This window comes from Flavobacterium sp. ov086, assembly GCF_900187965.1.
Lineage (GTDB): Bacteria > Bacteroidota > Bacteroidia > Flavobacteriales > Flavobacteriaceae > Flavobacterium.
On record NZ_FZNL01000009.1, the window covers coordinates 25,316 to 46,492 of the forward strand.

Genomic DNA, 21,177 nt, shown 5'->3' on the forward strand with positions numbered 1-21,177 from the left:
AATATTAAAAAAGCAACATTTCGAAGTTTGAAATGTTGCTTTTTTTGGTTTATATAGAAATGGTAGTTAAACGTCGTAGAAGAACAGTTGTTCCAGTGGTGTACCGCCATCAGAATCTCCGTCGTCTCCGTTGTGTTTTCGGGTAGACGAATAAAGTTTTACAATATAGGTACAACGTGTTAAACTTGGCGGATTGTTTAGTTGTGAGCTACTACTTGTTCTTTCGTCAACAGCCGGAGCGGTATTTATTATGCCGTCTAAAATGTCCCTTTCTGTGATCTCACTATTTTTTCTAATGTTTAATTTGCAAGAGGATAAATAGGGATGGTATAGTGTATACTTGGCATGTAAAGTGCCGTTTACGGGAGAACATAGTGTGCTTTCTTCTAATTCTTTAATAGATAATTGTCTATAAATAGGCGTGTTGTTCATTACAACTGAATTCAGTGTTTTGCCATCGCCGCCAATTACGCCAAAACTGTTTGAAGGTTTGTCGATTACTTCTCTGATTTCAAATCTGATGGCAAATTTTTCAAGTGGAGTTTTGCTTCCTGCAGGAATATTTTGTCCCGGATTAATACTGTCTGGAGTAATGCCTACAGCGGTTGTTAGTTTGCTTGTATCCATTGAGATCAAAGTATCTTCTTCGATAACATTATAAAGCGCTAAATCTGCAGGAGTTAATCCTACGCCTATTAACGTTCTTTCGATGGCGTGGTTTACATCGAACCAGCCTTCAGCATCAAAATCGCTTTGATGACTCACAACTGATAGGTCATTTAGTATAAAGGAGAAAACTTTTTTGGTAAGTTTTGAAACTACACTGGGTACAAATAAACCGGGTGTTACACCAACAATTTTGGTAAAATTTGCTGCGGGTAAACTGGCCGTATTATTGGGTGCCGTTGTGTTGCTTACTCTAAAACGATATTCGACTGGGTTTCCTGAGACTGATTTTAAGGAAGCTTGCCCTGTTAAACGTATAGTTGAGAACAATACATGTTTACCGGAACCTGCAAAACCATCGGCATCAAAATCATTAGAACTTAAACCATACGAAGAGCTAAAAGCAAGTCCAATTCCTGTCCATGCACTTGGGATAGTTTCTCCGGAACCAATTACAGCTATTTCTGAACATAAATTAACACATAGACAATAGCCTACATTTTTGCGGGCATTTGCTTTTGTCTCGTTAATTAAAGTTGTTCCCCCTAACTCGGCTTTGAAATATACATCCGGGCCGCTTTGAAAGGATAGAAAATTAGGATCAGTTTCTACATTAATCCACGGTGATAAAAAGGTTTTTTTGAAATCTACAGAGGTGTAATCAATTCTAAAATGCCCGTTAGCATCCGTAGTATCAGATCCCAGATTATCATCCGTTAGAAAATCGGCATCCATTGCAGTAACTTTTGCATTGGCGATAGGTTTACCCGTTTTGCAATTCATTAAATGACCACAAATAACCCACGCATCAAAATAATGACCTCTAATATAACACCACCATTTATATGCAATTGCATATTCCCATCTGTAATTTTGGTCTTGATTTTGTTTCTCAAGTTCTGTGCGCATTGACAAAGAGGTAAGGTGAAATTGTGGTATTTCATCTCTTTTTGGTTTTGGAAATTTTGGAGGAACCGTTCCACAAATAAAATCAATATCAATATCAGAACTCAGATGTCTTTCATCAATCGCAAATTCAAAATTACCTTTAGCATCCGTTTTGGCTTTGCCAATAAGCAGTTCCTGTCTTTGTTTCGCTTCATCTTCCGATACAAAATGAAATACTTCTTTTGCATTCGTCACCACATCTGCTGTACGGGTTTCTTTTCTGTACGGAAGATATATTAAAATTTCAACCCCAGATATAAACTCAATACAATCCTCACATACGTATCCTTTTAAGGAACCTTTAAAAATATTTTTCATGATAATTTGGTTTAAATTGCCTACTCTAATCAGTTTTCGACTTGTCTGTCATACTCTTTTTAGGATTTTCTGAAATGTCCTTGCTTTTTAAATTCTACATCACAAAGGTTTTGTATTTTTATAAGATAGAAGCAAGGCGAAGTACTCTTTTTATTAGGGCTATTTTACCCTTTTTATAGCCGTTTTTCTAAGGTGGAAATCAAAAACAAAGTAAACTTTAGAATTGAAAATTAGCTTTTGAATCAAAAAACAAATTTTAAAAACCCTGGCGGAATCAGAGGATTTTGAAGTATTTGAGATAAAAAACCTAATAAAACTTTGAATACGCCGTTAAACCTTTCAATTCTTTGTTAGTCTTATTGATTGTAACTAACCTTTTCTTATGACCAAATTTTTCACTTATTTTCTGTTTTTCCTTTTTTGTTATTCGGCAACTGCCCAAAATGATATTGTAATTAAAGGAACTATTATAGATATCAATACGCAGCTTCCGCTGGAAATGGCTACCGTTTATTTCTCGACCGTTAAAGATTCGACCGTTATTGAATATGCCACAACAGATAAAAATGGCGTTTTTAGAATTAATACAAAAAAAATAGATAAACCTGTTTTTCTAAAAGTGAATTATATGGGATATCAGCCTTTGGTTGAGGAACAAAAAGGGATTTTGGAAAGCAAAGATTTCGGGAAATTATATTTACTCGAAAGTGTGAATGCTTTAAACAATGTGGTTATTAAGACAGAAGCACCGCCAATTACAGTTAAAAAAGATACTCTGGAATTTAATGCATCTTCGTATAAAGTTCGTCCGGATGCCAATGTCGAAGCTTTGCTGAAACAATTGCCTGGAGTTGATGTGGATAATAACGGAAAAGTTACCGTAAACGGAAGGGAAGTAACGCAGTTTCTAGTCAACGGAAAGACATTTTTTGATAAAGACGGAGCTTTAATTCTTAAAAATTTACCTGCAGATATTATTAAAAAAGTTCAGGTTTCGGATTTTAAAACCAAGAAAGAAGAACTGGCAAAACAAGAATCAACTTCGGATTATTCGAGTATAAATTTGACCATTGACGAAAAGAAAAATAAAGGTTTCTTTGGAAAAATACTTGGCGGGTACGGTTCTGATGATCGTTATGAAAGTAGTTTGATGCTGAATTTTTTCAAAGATCAGCAAAAAATCAGTGTATTGGCCTCTTCTAATAATATCAATTCGACGGGTTTTTCTATGGATGATGTTTTTGATAGTATGGGAGGAGGACGAAATAGTAAAAGTGTCAATCAAAATTCCGGAGGCGGAAAAGGAATTACGCAATCTAATTTGGCAGGAATTAATTATTCTGATGCATGGTCTAAAAAATTAGATGTTACAACCAGTTATAATTTCTCGAACTCGATTAACAATAATGATAGCAAATCAAATCAGGAGAACTTTTTGCCAACAGGAAATATTCTAACGGCATCAGACTCGAAAACAAGAAATGAAAATACTGGAAATAAAGCTAATGTAGAGTTAGATTACAGAATTAATCCAACAACGCATATTTATATTTCGCCGTCTTTCAACCAAACCAGAACAAATAGTGATTCAAAATCAACTACGGCTTCTGAGGATGAAAACGGACAAGCGTTGAACGAAAGCAAATCAGAATCTAAAAGCGAAGGCACAAATAATAATTTTGTCAATACTATTAATTTCAATAAAACTTTCGAAAAAGAATCTCGTAATCTAAGTGTGGTTTTTAATAACAACAACAGTAGAAACGATTCGAATGCAATGAATCTGTCTCAAACGATTTTTTATCAGGACAGTAAACCAAACGACGACAGAAATCAGAATAGTAAAAATAATACAAGCTCAGATTCTTATTCTCTGGATTTGGAATATACAGAGCCTATTACAGATTCGTTAAAAGTTAGATTTGGTACTGATTTTGACTGGGCAAAAACAATAAACGATCAAAAAACATTTGATTTTGATGGGGCTACAGAATCGTATTCAGATTTGAATTTATCGTTAACGAATTATATTAGTTCACAACAAAATTCGATAAGTCCGAACGTGGGAATTACTTTGAAAAAAAGTAAATTAGTAGTTAATCTTACTACTAAAACTTCTATTATTAATTATGATAATCATTCGTTATACTTAGGAAATTCAACTGATTTGAATAAAACTTATGCTTTGCCTTTTGCAAATGCCTTAATACGATATAAGTTTAGCCGTTCTAAAAATCTGACTCTTAAATACGATTATTCTAATTCGCTACCAAGTGCAGCTCAATTATTGCCGGTTCTCAATTTAATGAATCCGCTGAATACCGTAATAGGAAATCCGAATCTTAATCCGATAGAAAAGAATAGTGCGGGTATCGATTTTAAAAACTTTGATTTCAGAACTCGTTCCGGTTATAGTATGTTTATCAAAGCAGATTATTATAATAATGATGTGGTTTCGACTTCAATTTATGACGATAGCGGAAAAAGAACTACAACATACGCCAATATATCAGGAACTTATATCGCTACGATTGGTGGAAACTGGAATCAATCGGTAAAAAGAGATGCGCACGTTTTAAGATACGGTTTAGGAATCAATGGAAGTTATTCGTTTGATAAAGGTTTTACAAATGCCGTTTTGTACAACGCAAAAGGAATAGCTGTTACACCAAGAGTATATTTGACATATGAATATGGAGAATTATTATCTATTTCACCATCATACAGTATGACATATAATGAAACTAAGTATGAGAATTATACACGTGATGCGACTTCAAATGTGGTGCACAGAATCAATTTGCAGACAACGAATTATTGGCCGTTAAATTTTATTTTCGGAAATGATTTTGGATATACCTATAATTCTAATATCTCGGGCGATTTCAAGAAAGATTTCTTCCTTTGGAACACGAGTTTATCGTATGGCTTTTTTGATAAAAAGCTATATGCAAAAATCAAGGTTTATGATGTACTGAATCAAAATCAAAGTGCGACAAGAACAATCTCGGCAACCTCAATTCGTGACGAAGAAAACACGGTTCTAAAACGCTATGTAATGTTTTCATTAGCTTATAAAATTGGAAATTTTGCAGCTCAAAAAGGATCTAAAAAAAGAAGAGAGTAGAAGGTTCAAAGGTTTTGAGGAACAAAGGTTTAAAGGGTTTTACCCTAGAGATGCACAGCAGTGCATCTTTTTTTGTTTAGATCAAATCAATTTCAAAGAGATTTATTTATTCCAGACATTATCTAATTGTCTAAATTGACAAATTATCTAATTATCAAATTACCTAATTCTCCTCTCAATTCTATGATAAAGCGTAAAACGGATAATATCACGATCATAAAAATCAACACCGCTTGAACGTCGCTGAAAACTTTTTAGATAGCCTATTTCTAACCCAACATTAGGATTAAAATGATAACGTAATGCAGCATAAAGGCGGTTTTGATCGAAAGTATTTCTTTTGTTCTCTTTCCCGAAATTAAACATAACTTCATCAGAAATAGTTGCTTTTATACTTCGTTTGTCTTTTTTCCAAAGATCAAAAGTCGATTGTAATCTGTAGCGAAATCGGTACGCAAAATAGTAATCATCCAGTAAGTCGGTTTTATTGGCTTTTTGTGTAAAACGTTCTTCGAGCTGAAAACGGTTATGAAAAGTTATTTTGGCAATATCATTAATAAAAGTAACATCCTGCTGAATTCGATATTCCGGAATTGAGTAATCAGGATCTACATTAGGATTTTGAGTGTTTACATTAAAATAAGCTAAACCGGCACCCAAATCTATATTTTTATGAACCCTGTAACGTCCCTGAACTCTTATCACAAATAAGTTTTCGTGAACAGGATTTAAAAAGCTTCGATTGTCAAATTCAGAATGAAGCGCCCATTTTTCAGTTAACGGCAAAATATTGTAATAACGAATCCAGGTTAGTGTTTGCTGATCTGTTTTTTTTATATTTTGTGCCAATAAAAAAGGACCTATAAAGCCAAATAAGAATAATAAACGAAGAAGTTTCATTAAATCTGTATAATTCAAGCTGCGAATATATACAAATGAGAATAGAATTATAGAGGTAACAATTGATTTTTAAATCCGTTTTAGATTTTATTTTGTGATTTCATGATAACAAAAAACGAGGTAAGTTTAAAAACCTACCTCGTTTTATGTATATAAAATTAACTAACGGGATTACAATTTATATTTCAAAGTGATTCCATATGTTCTTTGATCTCCAATTACACCTGCATATTGTCCTGTATTTCCACCAGCTGGCAATAATTGTTCGTAGTAATCTTTATTCAAAAGGTTACGTCCCCAGAAGTGAATAGATAAACCTTCGGAAGCACGGAAACCTAAACGAGCATTAAAGATTGCATACCCCGGAACTACTAAGTATTTTGAAGCCGAAGGGCTTGATGAAAATTCAGAGCGTGCATAAGAATCAACAGCTAAGAAAATTTTTCCTTTATTTCCAAAGAATTTTGCATCATCAGAAAGTTCACCTCCTAAAGATCCCGCCCATCTTGAAGCACCAGGTAAATCAGTTCCTGAAACATCTTTGAATGCTACCGGAGCTCCAGTTTCTTCTAACGGAAGTGGTGCATTGGTAAACTTAACATAAGTACCTTCGGTATAAGTTGCAGCACCATTTATGGTCAGGTTTCGGTTAATTACAAAACTAGCATCCAGTTCAGCACCTCTTACACGCACTTTATCTGCATTTGCAAGATAACCACGGTTTACACCCAATTCAGCAGCCTGAACGTTTGTTTGAAAATCTTTGATCTCTGTATTAAAGAATGCAAGATTGAATACTGAATTTCTAAACGGAGAAGTTTTTACTCCAATTTCGTAATGGTTTACTTTCTCGGGCTTAATTACCGCAAGTTCTAATAAAGGCTGACCTTTTGAATCTGTTGGAAGCCCGGCTACGTTTACACCAACTGGTTTGTAACTTTTTGCATAAGTTGCATAAGCGTTGATTTTGTCTGAAGCTTTATAAGTCAGGGTTATGTTTCCGGAAAAATCTGTGTTATCAGTATTTGATGTAAAAGACTGATCTGAGTAAACTGATTTTTTCAATGCCAATAATGCCGGATCAGTAGTTTGTAAACCTCCGTATGTTGTACGGGCATAATCTGCATCTTTCTTATCAAAATTATATCTTAAACCCGGTAATATATGTATACGTTCTGTAATTGCCCAGTCTAATTGTCCAAATACCGCAGCACTTGATGATCTGATACGAGCATCAGTTTTGATTCCGTATCCTTCAAAAAGACCCGGAGTTTTCCATAAAGAGCTAGTCGTGCTTTGTGCAAATCTCCATTGCGCATTTCCGGATTCTTCAGTACCATTTGTTTGTGATGTTTGGTCGATGAAGAATACACCAACAACACCGCTTATTTTAGAGGTAAGCTGACCTGCGTAACGAACTTCTTGTGTAAATTGAGTTTGTCTTGTTGGGTTTTGAGATTTCGCCAATACTTGCAATCCTGTAAAATCTCTGTCATTTGATGGATCCCAGTTCCAGAATCTCCAAGCAGTAGTTGAGGTAAGAGTTCCGTTTCCAATTTTTGTATCAATATTCAAAGATATACCTCCCATATCTTGCCCCGAACGCCATGGAGTATCGTGGTCAATTTTACGATCAAAAGCGTTAAGACTTGGAAGTTGATAATTTAAATCTTTTATGATGGCATCAAATTGACGATAACCAGCTCTTTGAGTAGGAGCAACACCGGCAACAACTTGTGCATATCCGTCAGGACGTTGTGTTGTGATATCTGCAGCCAATATAATATTAGTATTTTCTGAAGGCGTATAAAGTAATTGCCCTCTAATTCCTTGATTGTTTAAAGTGTTGGTAGGTCTTCCTGTAACCACATTATCAATTAAACCGTCACGTTGCGTGCCTGAAAAAGACAAACGACCTGCCAATTTTGAAGCCAATGCTCCAGTAACTGAAGCTTTAGCTTGCAAAAAGTTATAATTTCCGTAGCTCACTTCGAAGTCAGCACCAGAGGTAAAACTTGGTTTGCGAGTAGTAATGTTAAACGCACCCGAAGTTGTGTTTTTTCCAAACAATGATCCTTGTGGTCCACGCAAAACCTCGATTTGGTCTATATCAATAAAATCTAAAGTTGTAGCAGCCGGACGTGCATAATAAACACCATCTACGTAGAAACCAACTCCAGGGTCGATTCCGTCGTTTGTAAGTCCAAAAGGAGAACCAAGACTACGAATATTGATTCCGGTATTTCTTGGGTTCGAAGAGTATAGTTGTACTGACGGAACAAGTTCTTTAATACGGTTAACATTAAAAGCTCCCGTTTGCTCTGCTTGTTTACCAGTGATTACTGATATTGCAATTGGCACATCCTGAACTTTTTCTATTCGGCGTCTTGAAGAAACAACCACTTCGATTAGTGCATTTTCTTCGTTAAGGGTTACATTTATAGGAGCTGCTGGTAAAGCTGTAAATTCAAGCTCTGTTGTTTTATATCCAACATATTGTACAAGTATTGTAAAAGGAAGTTTTCCTCTGGTATCTATGGAGAATTTTCCTTTAGAATCTGTGGTGGTATTAGAAGTTGTTCCTTTAATGACAATGTTAGCTGCTTCTAATGGAATGTTTTCGCTAGTTAAAACAACACCTTCAATGTTTTGAGCAAACGAAATTGAAAAGGTTAAAAAGAATAGTATTGTAAGCGTGTTTTTTATAGAATTTTTCATTTTTATATTAAGTATATGTGATTAGTAGAATTTAAAATAAATTTTTTTTACCAACACATGCACATCATAAATGAATTGTTTTTCACTGTTGTGAATTGACTTTGTTTTTTTTGCAAAAGAATTTTTGTCATACCTGATTTACTGAAATCTACTTTCATGGTTTAAAGTTTTGGAAATGATTTGTTAATTATTTTTTTGCAAATATATATAAATTCTATAAATATGGTAGGGTTTAGAAAATATTTTTTTATTTTTTTATCAATGAGGCTATAGTAATGCCTTGCATCGCTTTAAGAGTTTCGTCGCGAATGATCATTAAACCGTGTCTTAGGCTGCATTCTTCTTCGGTTTTGCAGTCAGAGCATGGTTCGTAAAAATTTAAAGAAGCACAAGGCAAAAGTGCAATTGCACCGTCAAATAATCGGTGAATTTCTGCCAAAGTGATATCATTTTTAGATTTTATCAGATAATATCCACCAAATTTTCCTTGTTTACTGCTCACAAAACGTCCACGTTTTAGATCTAATAAGATTTGTTCTAAAAACTTTTTAGGAATATTGGCTCCATCAGCAATTTCTATTGTTTTAGAAATGTGATTTTCGTCTTGTTCTGCTAAATAAAGTAAGGCCTTAAGGGCGTATTTTGCTTTATGTGATAACATCTGTATTTAATTATAAATTGTGAATTATTAATTATGAGTTTTAGTTTAACTTGAAACTAAAAAAACTTGAAACCTGAAACAAAAAAACTTGAAACAAGGAAAACTTGAAACAAAAACTCTTTTACCAGCCTCCGCTAGAACCTCCTCCAGAGAATCCACCGCCGCCAAAACCTCCTCCGAAGCCTCCGCCACCGCCAAAACCTCCACCGGATGATCCGCCGCCGAAACCTCCAAATCCGCCGCCACTTCTTCCAAGATTACTTAGAATAATAACATCGAGCAGGCTAGGACCTCCACCGCTATTATTGCCATTATTTCCTCCGCCGCCTTTATTTCGGGACAGTAAAATTAATACAATTACAACAATTACAATAAAAGGTAATATAGGAAAACTTTTTCCGTTGGATTGTTGCTTGCGTTCGCCTTTAAATTTTCCTTTAAAGACATCAATTATAGCATCTGTACCTTTATCAAGACCATTATAAAAACTTCCTGCTTTGAATTCCGGTATAATAATATTTCGGATGATTGTTCCGCCAATTCCGGCAGTTAAACGATCTTCAACTCCATATCCTGGATTAATGGCAATTTTTTTCTCATTCTTTGCCAATAAAATAACAACACCATTATCATCTTTTGCCGTTCCTCCAATTCCCCAGGTTTGTCCCCACTTGGTAGCCAGCTGACTAACATCTTCGCCTTTTAAACTTTCGATCGTAATGACTACTATCTGAGTTGTAGTAGAATCAGAATAACGAATTAGTTTTTCTTCAAGTTGAGCTTTCTCGCTTGCACTTAAAATATTTGCATAATCATATACCGAAGTTTGAAGACTTGGTTTCTCTGGAATTGTAAACTGTGCAAAAATACAATTACAGGTAAAAAACGCTACTAGCAAAAAGGTAAACTGAAAAATTCTTTTGGAATTTGAGATCTTAGTTTTAAAAATTTTCATTGTTTATCCTTTTGATATTTCGTTTGATAATTCGTTAGTGTCACCTTCAGACCACGGAAAGTATTTTTTTAATTGTTCGCCGGCGTTTAAAATACCGTCAACAATACCTTGTTTAAAGTTTCCTGATTTAAATTGTGCTACCATTGCATCTTTGGTACAATCCCAAAAATCTGATGCTACAACATCATTTATGCCTTTGTCTCCGCAAATAGCAAAAGTTTTATCTGCTACAGCAAAGTAAAATAAAACCCCGTTTTGAAGTTGGGTTTCATTCATTTTTAATTCATAAAAAACTTCTAAAGCCCTGTCAAAAGGAACTTTAGAAGTTGTTTGTTCTATATGTACTCTAATTTCGCCAGAAGTATTTTTTTCGGCCACGCGAATAGCTTCAACAATTACTTGTTCATCTTCTTTGGATAAAAAATCTTCTACTTGTGACATTGGAGTTATTTTAGATATTAGATTAATGATTTTAGACCGGATTGCAATCTAAAATCATTAATCAAAAATAATAAATTGTTCTTAGAATTTTACTTCAACGGGTTTATCAGCTCCTGTAGATGCTTCAAAGTATGGTTTTTCTTTAAGACCATACATTCCTGCTAGTATATTTCTTGGGAAAGTATTAATGTTGTTGTTGTAAGGCTTAACAGCTTCATTAAAACGAGTTCTAGCCGTTAAGATTTGATTTTCTGTACTGGCTAATTCATCCTGTAGTTTCAAGAAGTTTTCATTTGCTTTCAGGTTTGGATATTGCTCAACACTTACCAATAATTTGGATAAAGAAGAAGAAACTCCTGATTGTGCTGAATTGAATGCAGCTAATTGTTCTGGAGTAACGTTTGATGGATCAATTGTAATTCCAGTTGCTTTAGCACGAGCTTCAATTACAGCCGTTAAAGTACTTTTTTCATGCTCAGCATACCCCTTTACAGTGCTAACTATATTTGGGATAAGATCATTTCTCCTTTGATAGGCTGTGTTAACATTACCCCAGCTTTCTTTCACTTCTTGATCAAGTGTTACTGCTTTATTATAAATCCCAGAAGCCCAGCTGTATATTCCAATAATCACAATTGCTCCAATAATCCAAGGCAAAAATCTTTTCATGTGTATTTAATTTAAGTTTGTTTCTAAATTTTATTTAATAAATATACTATAATTCGTTTTTAATTTCGTTTAATTGTGTTTTTATGGTCTCTAATTTACGTATTATTTCGAATTTATCTAATGTTTTCTTTTGTCCTTCCTTCAAATGTGTTTTTGCACCTTCAAGTGTGAAACCTCTTTCTTTGACCAGATGATAGATCAATTGCAGGTTGGTAATATCGTCAGGAGTAAACATTCTGTTGCCTTTGGCATTTTTTTTAGGTTTCAAAATGTCAAATTCGCTGTCCCAAAAACGAATCAATGATGCATTGACATTAAAGGCTTTGGCAACTTCGCCAATGCTGTAATATCTTTTATCTTTTGAAAGCTCAATATGCATGTTTTTTTTCTTTATTTATTCCAAAAATACTACTTTTTGCAGTATTAATCTAATGATTGATTTTCCTGATTTGCCATTTGTGAAATTGCGACATATTCGACAGCTGACATATTTCCGTAATAAAAATTCAAGGGGTTTACGACTTTTCCGTCTTTATGAACTTCATAATGGCAATGCGGACCTTCAGATCTTCCGGTACTTCCCACATACCCAATTACATCGCCGCGTTTGACATGTTGTCCGGGTCTGCAGTTGTATTTGCTCAAATGGGCGTATAAACTTTCGTATCCAAAACCATGCCTGATCACGACATGATTTCCAAATCCTGATGCTGCGGCATCTGCTCTTTCTACCACACCATCGCCGGTGGCATAAACAGGAGAACCTGTGTTGGCAGTAAAATCCATCCCGTTATGCATTTTTCGCACTTTTGTGAAAGGGTCAGTTCTGTATCCAAAACCCGAAGCCATTCGTTTCAAATTCTCGTTACTAACTGGCTGAATCGCCGGAATTGCCAATAATAAATTACCTTTTAGACTTGCCAATTTCAAAATTTCATCTAATGATTTCGATTGAATCGCTAATTCTTTTGACAATCTGTCAATTCGTTTTGTCGTATTTAATACCAACTGAGAGTTATTATAACCTTCTAACTTTTTGTATCGATCTGGATCTCTAAAACCTGCTTTTCGAATAGAATCCGGAATTTCGGTTTTATTAAAATAAACCCGATATATATTATTGTCTCTATTTTCTAATGCTTCTGTAACATCATCAATTTCGTCCATTTTCTTATTCAGAATAGAATATTGTAATTTCAAATTCTCAATTTCACGTGCTTGCAAGCGATCTTTTGGTGTTTCGAAATAAGGAGTGTTGATTAAAAGTATAAAAACAAAGAAACCAAACAGCGCAGACGCCACTAAAAACAGTAATGCGTAACCAATTTTGATTCTTTTTCTGGTTTTTATTTTCGTATAAGCCAGATTTTCTGAGTCGTAATAATATTTTACTTTCGCCATATTTTAAAATACCCTATTTTTGCAGCTTGTAAAATAAGTTAGTCGAACAAATTTAATAAATGTTTCAGTTGTTCGAAGCTTTTTTTCAAGAATTAAATAATTAGATAATGTGTCAATTTGATAATTAGATAATGCTTTAAAAACGAAATTTATTGTTTTAAATTTTAAGTTTTAATTGAAATTTTCTAATAATCACATTTTCAGATTGATGAATTATCTAATTGACACATTTTCAAATTATCTCATTAATAAACATGAAATCACAAGACGTACGTAAACAATTTCTAGATTTTTTTAAAAGCAACGGGCACTTAATCGTTCCGTCGGCTCCTATTGTGCTTAAAGACGATCCAACCTTAATGTTCAATAACTCGGGAATGGCCCAGTTTAAAGAATATTTTTTAGGAAATTCAACTCCAAAAAGTAAGAGAATAGCGGATACGCAAAAATGTCTTCGTGTGGCCGGTAAGCAAAATGATCTTGAAGAAGTTGGAATTGATACGTATCATCATACCATGTTCGAAATGTTGGGTAACTGGTCGTTTGGTGATTATTTTAAAAGAGAAGCGATTAATTTCTCATGGCAATTATTGACGGAAGTTTATAAAATTCCAAAAGAAAATATTTACGTTTCTGTTTTTGAAGGAAATAAAGAAGAAAATGTTCCTTTTGATCAGGAAGCATGGGATATTTGGAAGGAATTAATTGATGAGGATAGAATTATTCTTGGAAATAAAAAAGACAATTTCTGGGAAATGGGAGATCAGGGACCATGCGGACCTTGTTCTGAAATTCATGTTGATTTACGTTCTGAGGAAGAAAAAGCGCAAGTTTCAGGAAAAAGTCTTGTAAACAATGATCACCCTCAGGTAGTTGAAATCTGGAATAACGTATTCATGGAGTTCAACCGTAAAGCTGATGGATCATTAGAAAAACTTCCTGCACAACACGTAGATACCGGAATGGGATTTGAGCGTTTGTGTATGGCTTTACAAGGAAAAACGTCTAATTATGATACGGATGTTTTTACGCCGCTTATCGAGAAAGTAGAACAAATTACAGGATTAAAATATACTTCTAATGAGATAAAAAACATTTCAGAGGAGCAAGATAAAACCAATATTGCAATTCGTGTAGTAGTAGATCACGTTCGTGCGGTTGCTTTTGCAATTGCCGATGGTCAATTACCATCAAACACTGGTGCTGGTTATGTAATTCGTAGAATTTTGCGTCGTGCGATTCGTTATGGATTTACATTTTTGGGTACGAAAGAACCTTTTATCAATAAATTGGTTGAAGTTCTGGCAAACCAAATGGGAGAATTTTTCCCGGAAATCAAATCACAGCAACAATTGGTTACGAATGTAATTCGCGAAGAAGAAGCTTCTTTCTTAAGAACTCTTGATCAGGGATTACAACTATTAGATAACGTAATTGCACAAACTAAAGGTTCAGAAGTTTCGGGAGCTAAGGTTTTTGAATTGTATGATACGTTTGGTTTTCCAAAAGATTTGACAGCTCTAATTCTAAAGGAAAAAGGTTTCTCCTATAATGAAGAAGAATTTGAAGTTGAATTACAAAAACAAAAAACACGTTCACGTGCAGCGTCAGAAGTTTCAACAGAAGACTGGACTGTTTTGATTCCTGGAAATGTAGAAACTTTCGTTGGTTACGATAAAGTAGAGAATGAAGTGAAAATCACCAGAATTCGTAAAGTGGATTCTAAGAAAGACGGAATTTTATACCAAATCGTTCTTGATAATACGCCGTTCTATCCAGAAGGAGGAGGACAAGTTGGTGATAAAGGAACATTAGTTTCTGCAAATGAAACGATCGAAATCATCGACACTAAAAAAGAGAACAATTTGATTTTGCATTTTGCAAAACAATTGCCTGAAAATATTGAAGCTGGTTTTGTAGCAAAAGTAAATAACGATTTAAGAGGTTCAACTTCTAAAAATCACTCGGCTACGCATTTAATGCATTTGGCTTTAAGAAACCTTCTTGGAACTCACGTAGAGCAAAAAGGTTCATTGGTAAATCCGAATTATTTGCGTTTTGACTTTTCGCATTTTTCTAAAGTTTCAGAGGATGAATTACGTCAGGTTGAAGCAAGTGTAAATGCGCAAATTGAAGCACAATTGCAACTGGTAGAACACAGAAATATTCCAATTAAAGAAGCACTAGATAAAGGTGCAATGGCTTTATTTGGAGAGAAATACGGAGATAATGTTCGTATGATTGAATTTGGTGACAGTAAAGAGCTTTGCGGTGGAATTCACGTGAAAAATACAGCAGAAATCTGGCATTTCAAAATCATTTCTGAAGGTGCAGTAGCGGCTGGAATTCGTCGTATTGAAGCGATTACAGGGGATGCAGTAAAAGACTTCTATCAAAATCAGGAGAATACATTATCTGAAATAAAAGAGACCTTAAAAAATCCACAAGATATTTTAAAATCAGTGGCTTCTTTGCAGGATGATAATGCAAAACTGAAAAAGCAAGTGGAGCAATTACTTAAAGAAAAAGTAGGAGCATTAAAATCTGAATTAGAGAAAGATTTTCAAGAAGTAAACGGCGTAAATTTCCTTACGAAACAAGTAGATTTAAGCATGGCATCGACAAAAGATTTGGCTTCGGCTTTAGGAAGTTCAAAAGTTGATTCTTTTGTGTTTTTAGCTTCTATAGAAGATGGTTTACCAAATATTCACTGTTATATCTCTAAAGAATTGGTAGCGAGCAAAAGCTTAAATGCAAATGCAGTTATCAAAGAATTAGGAAAATATATTGAAGGAAACGGAGGAGGTCAGCCTTTCTTCGCATCTGGAAAAGGTAAAAATGCAAATGGAGTTGCTGAGGCTTTGGCTCACGCAATTGATTTTGTGAAGTAAATTTTTTTATTTCGCGCAAAGACGCAAAGTCGCAAAGCTTTTTATGCTTTGCGACTTTTTTTTGTTTTATAAAAGTATATTTGTAGGTTTTTACTTTAAATTTTTGAAATGACCGAAAATGAAATTTCTGCTATTGTAGTTGATATCTGTTACAAGATGCATGTGAAACTTGGACCAGGTTTGTTAGAATCTGTTTATGAAGCAATTTTATATTACGAATTAACTAAGAAAGGATTATTTGTCGAAAGGCAAAAAACACTTCCCGTTATTTGGGATGAATTAAAACTTGATATTGGTTTTCGAACAGATCTAATTATTGAAAATAAATTGATTTTAGAAATTAAATCAATTGAAAAAATAACAGAAGTTCATGCAAAACAAATTATGACATATTTAAAAATTACAAAAATGAAATTAGGTTTGCTGATAAATTTTAATGTACCACTGATTAAGTTTGGTATTACAAGGATTGTTAATAATCTTTAGATTATCCGTAAGAATATTTATTAGAATTATGATAGAAAAAAACTTACGGAAAAAGCAAAATCGCAAAGGATTAAAAAAAACTTTGCGACTCTGCGTCTTTGCGCGATTATTTTTTGCAGCTAATAAAAAACTTACTTACGTTCCCCAATTTGCTGGCGCCACATAGCGTAATACAAACCTTTTTCAATAATCAAATCCTCATGTTTACCTGATTCAATAATTTTACCTTGCTCAAGTACAAATATTTTATCTGCGTGCATTACAGTAGATAATCTGTGTGCAATTAAAACTGTGATTCTGTTTTGATCGGATATATTTCTGATTGTAGCATTGATTTCTTCCTCAGTAATAGAGTCTAATGCAGAAGTTGCTTCATCAAAAATCAATAAATTCGGATTTCTTAAAATAGCACGTGCAATTGATAAACGTTGTTTTTCTCCACCTGAAACTTTGATTCCGCCTTCACCAATTGTTGTGTTTAAACCGTCTTCGGCCCGATGTAGCAATTTTTCGCAACTTGCTCTTTTTAAAGCGTCGTATAAATCTTCGTCGGTAGCATTTGGTTTTACGAACAATAAATTTTCACGAATTGTTCCTGAGAATAATTGTGCGTCCTGAGTTACAAAACCTAATTGTTTTCTTAAATCCAGTAAATCAATTTCGGTAGAATCAATATCGTTATAAAGAACTTTTCCTTCGGCAGGAGTATATAAACCAACAAGTAGTTTTACTAAAGTCGTTTTTCCGGAACCGGATGGACCAACAAAAGCAACGGTTTCACCTTGTTTAATGTCGAAATTAATATTTTCAACCGCTTTAAATTTTGCCGTTTTATGTTGAAAACTCACATTAGAAAAAAGCAAAGATTGAATTGCTCCAACATGTTTAGGATTCTTTGGACGAAATTCTTTTGGAGCACTTAATAAGGTTTTGAAATTTTCCATTGAAACTTTGGTTTCATTCAAAGCAATAATGAAATTTCCTAATTCTTGTAAAGGACCAAAGATGAAGAAAGTAAAAAATACCATCGTTAATAAATCACCAACAATAATTTTATTTCCAAACAAGAAATAATACAACGTAAAAACAACGCAGGTTCTTAAAAAGTGAACCGTTGTTCCCTGAATAAAACTCAAACTTCTTATAAAACGGATTTTCTCCAGTTCAAGGTGTAGAATTTTAAACGTATTTAAGTTCAGACGTTTTTCTTCCTGATACGTTAATCCAAGACTTTTTACAAGCTCAATATTTCTTAAACTTTCGGTTGTAGAACCCGCTAAAGCATTGGTTTGATTGACAATTTTTCTAGAAACAATTTTGATCTTTTTTCCTAAATAAGAACTAATCAAAGCGATAATTGGAGCTGTAATCAAAAAGATAATCGAAATACGATAATCGATTCGGGCAACATAAACAATTACGAATATGAATCCAATAATAGTTTGAAAAATTAAAGAAATTGAGAGTGTGATCAGTTTTTCGGAGTCAGAACGTACTTTAGTCAATTTACTTAAAGTTTCACCGCTTCGTTGATCCTCGAATTCTGCAAACGGTAAATCAAGAGATTTTTTAATTCCGTCAGTATACATTTGGGCTCCGGTTCGTTGAATCACAACATTGGTAAAGTAATCCTGAAAGTTTTTGGTAATTCTGGAAATCATGGCGGCACCAAGCGAAAGACCGAGCCAGAAGGATAAAGATTTTATAAAACCAATTTCGTTTCCGGCATATTTATGCAAACCAACACCGCAATCCTGCATTAATTTACCCGTAATTACAGAGTCTGATAAGCTGAAACAAATGTTGATAGAAGCCATAATCAAAGCAAAAAGCAACAGCATTTTGTGTTTGATTATATAAGAATATAGTAATTTCATAAGTAGATTTAAATTTATTGGAGATGCAAAAGTAGTGAATAGTTTGGCTCTGTAAAGTTGCTTTTAGTTATTATAAATCTAAATTTTAATTACAGCAGAAATTATCAATATGTCTTTTTAATTCTTTAATGTTTTAATTTTTTGTGGAACATATTTTTTTTAACACTGGAATAATAAAAAGTAAGAAAAAAGCCTGGTATTTTTGATTTTTTTTACTTTTGCTAATTTTTTACTAAGATAATTGCCTATTTATGTTGCTCGCAATTAACGTATTAGGAAATGTTTGAATTATATTATTTGTTTTACTGTGGGATCCCGTAAGGTTTTGCTTTAGGGTTGTATTAGGTTTGCGCCAATAACAAATTTAACAAAACAAAATGAAAAAAATTTTATGCCTTTTTAGTGCTTTAGCTTTAATGCTAACTTCTTGTTCAAGTGATGATTCTTCATCAGAAGCAGCATCTGGAACATTATTACCGAAAAAAATTGTTGAGACAAGTGTTGAAAACGGAAAATCTGGAAGTGTTACTTATACTGTTACTTATGATGGAAATAAGTTAAAAGACATTGCACTTTCTGATGCTTCAAGATCTGTGTTTACTTATACTGGAGATCTTATTACAAAAGTTGAATTGTTTTATTCAAGTGAATTACAATCCACAGATGTATATGCTTATGAAAACGGAAAACTAATATCAAAAATTACAACTAAAGCTTTTGGTAGTACTCCTCCACAAAAATTGACTTTTGTTTATAATGCAAACGGAACAGTTAATGCAAATCAATCTGAAATAATTGATGGGAAAGAAGTTAAATACGATACTACAACTCGTTATACTTTTGCTAATGGTAATATGATTTCTTCTGAAATTATCGATGGAGTTTTAAGAGAAAAAATAACAAGTACATTTGATGATAAGAAAAGTCCATTTGTTAATGTAACAGGTGTGAAACTTTTATTAGACTTGGATAATAATTTAGAATTTGATTTTTATTCAGCGAATAATAACGTAAAAAGCGTTACTCAAACTTATGATAACGAAGGAGTTCTTGAACAAACAGCAACAGTAGCAACTACAAACAAATACAATAACAGCAACTTCTTAACAGAAGCATTTGTTGGAGACGCTACAGATTCTTATAAAATAGAGGTTACTTATTAATTTTCTTTTTAATAGTATTAAAAATCCCCAAACTCAATAATGTTGAGTTTGGGGATTTTTTGATTAATAAAGACAAGTTTAATATAAACTTACTAAAGCTAATTTCTGCGTATGTAGTACGTTATAAATATTTGGATATTATTTTCTTTTAATGTGGAATCCCGTAAGGTTTTGATTTTGGGTTGTATTATGTTTGTGGTAATAACCAATTTAACTAATCAAAAATGAAAAAAATTTTATGCCTTTTTGGTGCTTTAACCCTTTTATTGAGCTCTTGTTCAAGTGATGATTCTTCAAATGCTTCAGATTCAGTTTTGGTGAAAAAAGTAGTTTTAACAGGAACAGAGGGAAAATCAACAGTAAATTATAAATACGATGGAAATAAACTCGTAAGTGTAATTGATGATTCTGGAGAGATAAACATGCATTATACTTATACTGGAGATTTAATTACTAAAATAGAATTTAAACTTCCTGATGGATCTGTAGAGCAAACAAACACATTTGCATATGGTACTGATGGGAAATTAGCAACCTTCTTAAGAGTTGAACTTGATAATGATGAATTAAGAGGATATAAAGAAGTTTATACTTATAATGCAAATGGTACGGTTTCAGTAAAATCATATGGAGGAGATGATAAAACTCAAACTGATGCTTCAGGAACTGCTACAATTACATTTATTAATGGAGATGTAAGTGAAGTTACAAGTACTAATTCACCAAATCATAAATATGTTTATGATGCAAAAAATAATGCAGCAAAAAATGTTTTAGGTTTAGATAAAATTTCTTTTGTAGATGGAGAAGGAACTGGTGTTTTTCATAACGAAGTTTCTGATACTTCAGGAGAAACTGTTTGGTCAACTTATAGTTATACTTACAATTCAGCGGGATATCCTGAAAAAAGTGTAGATGATGTAGAAGGACTAAAATATACTTCAGAATATTTTTATTAATACATAGCGGGGGCAAATTTGAAACTAAAAGCCAGAAGCATTTGCTGATGGCTTTTTTTGTAAAAAATAGTCAAAATTTATACAAATCAATTTTATAGAATTCAGAATCCAAATATCAATAATTTAATCAATTATATTTGCTGGCCGAAAACAAATACCACAAAAAATGAAAAACCTTTTATTACTTTTTAGCGCTTTAACTTTATTGCTAACATCTTGTTCTAATGATGATAATGATTCTTCTACAGAAGATACATCGATTTTACCTAAAACCATTTCTTATATTTATCCTTCGGCAGATTTGGGGACAAATACTAAAAATACTTTGACTTATGATGGGAACAAAATAGTAAGCAGTATATCAGCAATTTCAAAAGTAATTTTTACATACACAGGAAATGTTATTACCAAGCAACAGTTATTTGATGTTGATTCCAAAGGTTTGGAAACTAAAGATATGGAAACTGAATATGCTTATGAAAATGGCAAATTAAAAACCAGAATTACAAGACAATATTTCACAACTCAATATCCTAATGGACAATACGTAGGCAAAACAGTTTACACTCATGTTTCTAATAATTTGATTTCATATATAGATTATACTGTTGATGCAGATACTAAAATTGAGACAAAAATTAGCGAAGGAACTTTTATTTATAAAGACAGTAATCTTATTGAAGACAAAAATGTTAGAGGAGTTTCTTCCTCGACAAGAACTTATGAATATGATACTAAAAACAATCCTCTAAAAAACATTTTAGGTTTAGATCTATTATTAAAAGAAACAGAAATTTCGAGTAATAACATATTGAAAATTAGAAGAGTAGATAGTGAATTGCCTGATTCATCTATTTATTTAACAAACTATATTTATAATGATAAAGATTTCCCAACGAAGCAAACATCATTAGCGGGTGACGGAAAATCAATAGAATACGAAATTGAATATACATACTAACTAATTACAATTTGAAAATATCAAAAACCAAATACT

The 21,177-nt window shown here is 33.2% G+C and carries 16 protein-coding genes; 6 read left to right on the plus strand and 10 right to left on the minus strand.

Annotated features, from left to right (window positions below; translation table 11 throughout):
• Positions 1-66 precede the first annotated feature (66 nt).
• Entirely contained in the window at positions 67-1,932 is a 1,866-nt protein-coding gene (locus tag CHB81_RS11585) for a hypothetical protein (protein WP_089352036.1), read from the minus strand.
• 382 nt (positions 1,933-2,314) lie between these two features.
• Between CHB81_RS11585 and CHB81_RS11590 the strand changes: the two genes are divergently transcribed.
• Positions 2,315-5,059 carry an outer membrane beta-barrel protein gene (locus CHB81_RS11590; RefSeq protein ID WP_089352037.1) on the plus strand — a complete coding sequence of 915 codons (2,745 nt, stop codon included), beginning with the start codon at positions 2,315-2,317 and terminating at the stop codon, positions 5,057-5,059.
• Positions 5,060-5,218: 159 nt separating this feature from the next.
• On the opposite strand, the gene CHB81_RS11595 is transcribed toward CHB81_RS11590, so the two are convergent.
• From CHB81_RS11595 to CHB81_RS11630, 8 genes are all read right to left on the minus strand, one after another.
• Positions 5,219-5,959: a DUF2490 domain-containing protein gene (locus tag CHB81_RS11595; RefSeq protein ID WP_089352038.1), complete on the minus strand. Its 741-nt coding sequence runs from the start codon at positions 5,957-5,959 to the stop codon at positions 5,219-5,221.
• A 171-nt stretch (positions 5,960-6,130) separates the two neighbouring features.
• A complete protein-coding gene (locus CHB81_RS11600) occupies positions 6,131-8,677 on the minus strand; it encodes a TonB-dependent receptor (protein ID WP_089352039.1) in 2,547 nt (848 codons plus the stop codon).
• Positions 8,678-8,924: 247 nt separating this feature from the next.
• Positions 8,925-9,338, minus strand: coding sequence for an Rrf2 family transcriptional regulator (locus tag CHB81_RS11605; RefSeq protein ID WP_089352040.1), 414 nt, complete (start codon positions 9,336-9,338; stop codon positions 8,925-8,927).
• A 121-nt stretch (positions 9,339-9,459) separates the two neighbouring features.
• Complete coding sequence (locus tag CHB81_RS11610; protein ID WP_089352041.1) at positions 9,460-10,293, minus strand: YgcG family protein; 834 nt, start codon at positions 10,291-10,293, stop codon at positions 9,460-9,462.
• Positions 10,294-10,296: 3 nt separating this feature from the next.
• Positions 10,297-10,734, minus strand: a complete 438-nt coding sequence (locus CHB81_RS11615; protein WP_089352042.1) for a TPM domain-containing protein — start codon at positions 10,732-10,734, stop codon at positions 10,297-10,299.
• 81 nt (positions 10,735-10,815) lie between these two features.
• Positions 10,816-11,403: a LemA family protein gene (locus CHB81_RS11620; RefSeq protein WP_089352043.1), complete on the minus strand. Its 588-nt coding sequence runs from the start codon at positions 11,401-11,403 to the stop codon at positions 10,816-10,818.
• 46 nt (positions 11,404-11,449) lie between these two features.
• Complete coding sequence (locus CHB81_RS11625) at positions 11,450-11,782, minus strand: MerR family transcriptional regulator (RefSeq protein ID WP_089352044.1); 333 nt, start codon at positions 11,780-11,782, stop codon at positions 11,450-11,452.
• A gap of 44 nt (positions 11,783-11,826) precedes the next feature.
• Positions 11,827-12,804 carry a peptidoglycan DD-metalloendopeptidase family protein gene (locus CHB81_RS11630; RefSeq protein ID WP_089352045.1) on the minus strand — a complete coding sequence of 326 codons (978 nt, stop codon included), beginning with the start codon at positions 12,802-12,804 and terminating at the stop codon, positions 11,827-11,829.
• A gap of 254 nt (positions 12,805-13,058) precedes the next feature.
• Between CHB81_RS11630 and alaS the strand changes: the two genes are divergently transcribed.
• Together alaS and CHB81_RS11640 are read left to right on the plus strand one after the other, a co-directional pair.
• Positions 13,059-15,695 (plus strand): alanine--tRNA ligase, encoded by a 2,637-nt coding sequence (gene alaS, locus CHB81_RS11635; RefSeq protein WP_089352046.1) that lies wholly within the window; start codon positions 13,059-13,061, stop codon positions 15,693-15,695.
• A 108-nt stretch (positions 15,696-15,803) separates the two neighbouring features.
• On the plus strand, positions 15,804-16,181 hold the full coding sequence (locus tag CHB81_RS11640) for a GxxExxY protein (protein ID WP_089352047.1): 378 nt from the start codon (positions 15,804-15,806) through the stop codon (positions 16,179-16,181).
• Between the two features lie 131 nt (positions 16,182-16,312).
• On the opposite strand, the gene CHB81_RS11645 is transcribed toward CHB81_RS11640, so the two are convergent.
• Positions 16,313-18,058, minus strand: a complete 1,746-nt coding sequence (locus CHB81_RS11645) for an ABC transporter ATP-binding protein (protein WP_089352048.1) — start codon at positions 18,056-18,058, stop codon at positions 16,313-16,315.
• Positions 18,059-18,435: 377 nt separating this feature from the next.
• Between CHB81_RS11645 and CHB81_RS11650 the strand changes: the two genes are divergently transcribed.
• The 3 genes from CHB81_RS11650 to CHB81_RS11660 all read left to right on the plus strand — a co-directional run bounded on the left by CHB81_RS11650 (position 18,436) and on the right by CHB81_RS11660 (position 21,141).
• On the plus strand, positions 18,436-19,221 hold the full coding sequence (locus CHB81_RS11650; protein ID WP_089352049.1) for a hypothetical protein: 786 nt from the start codon (positions 18,436-18,438) through the stop codon (positions 19,219-19,221).
• Between the two features lie 224 nt (positions 19,222-19,445).
• Positions 19,446-20,180, plus strand: a complete 735-nt coding sequence (locus tag CHB81_RS11655) for a hypothetical protein (protein WP_089352050.1) — start codon at positions 19,446-19,448, stop codon at positions 20,178-20,180.
• A 166-nt stretch (positions 20,181-20,346) separates the two neighbouring features.
• Positions 20,347-21,141 carry a hypothetical protein gene (locus CHB81_RS11660; RefSeq protein WP_089352051.1) on the plus strand — a complete coding sequence of 265 codons (795 nt, stop codon included), beginning with the start codon at positions 20,347-20,349 and terminating at the stop codon, positions 21,139-21,141.
• Positions 21,142-21,177: the final 36 nt, after the last annotated feature.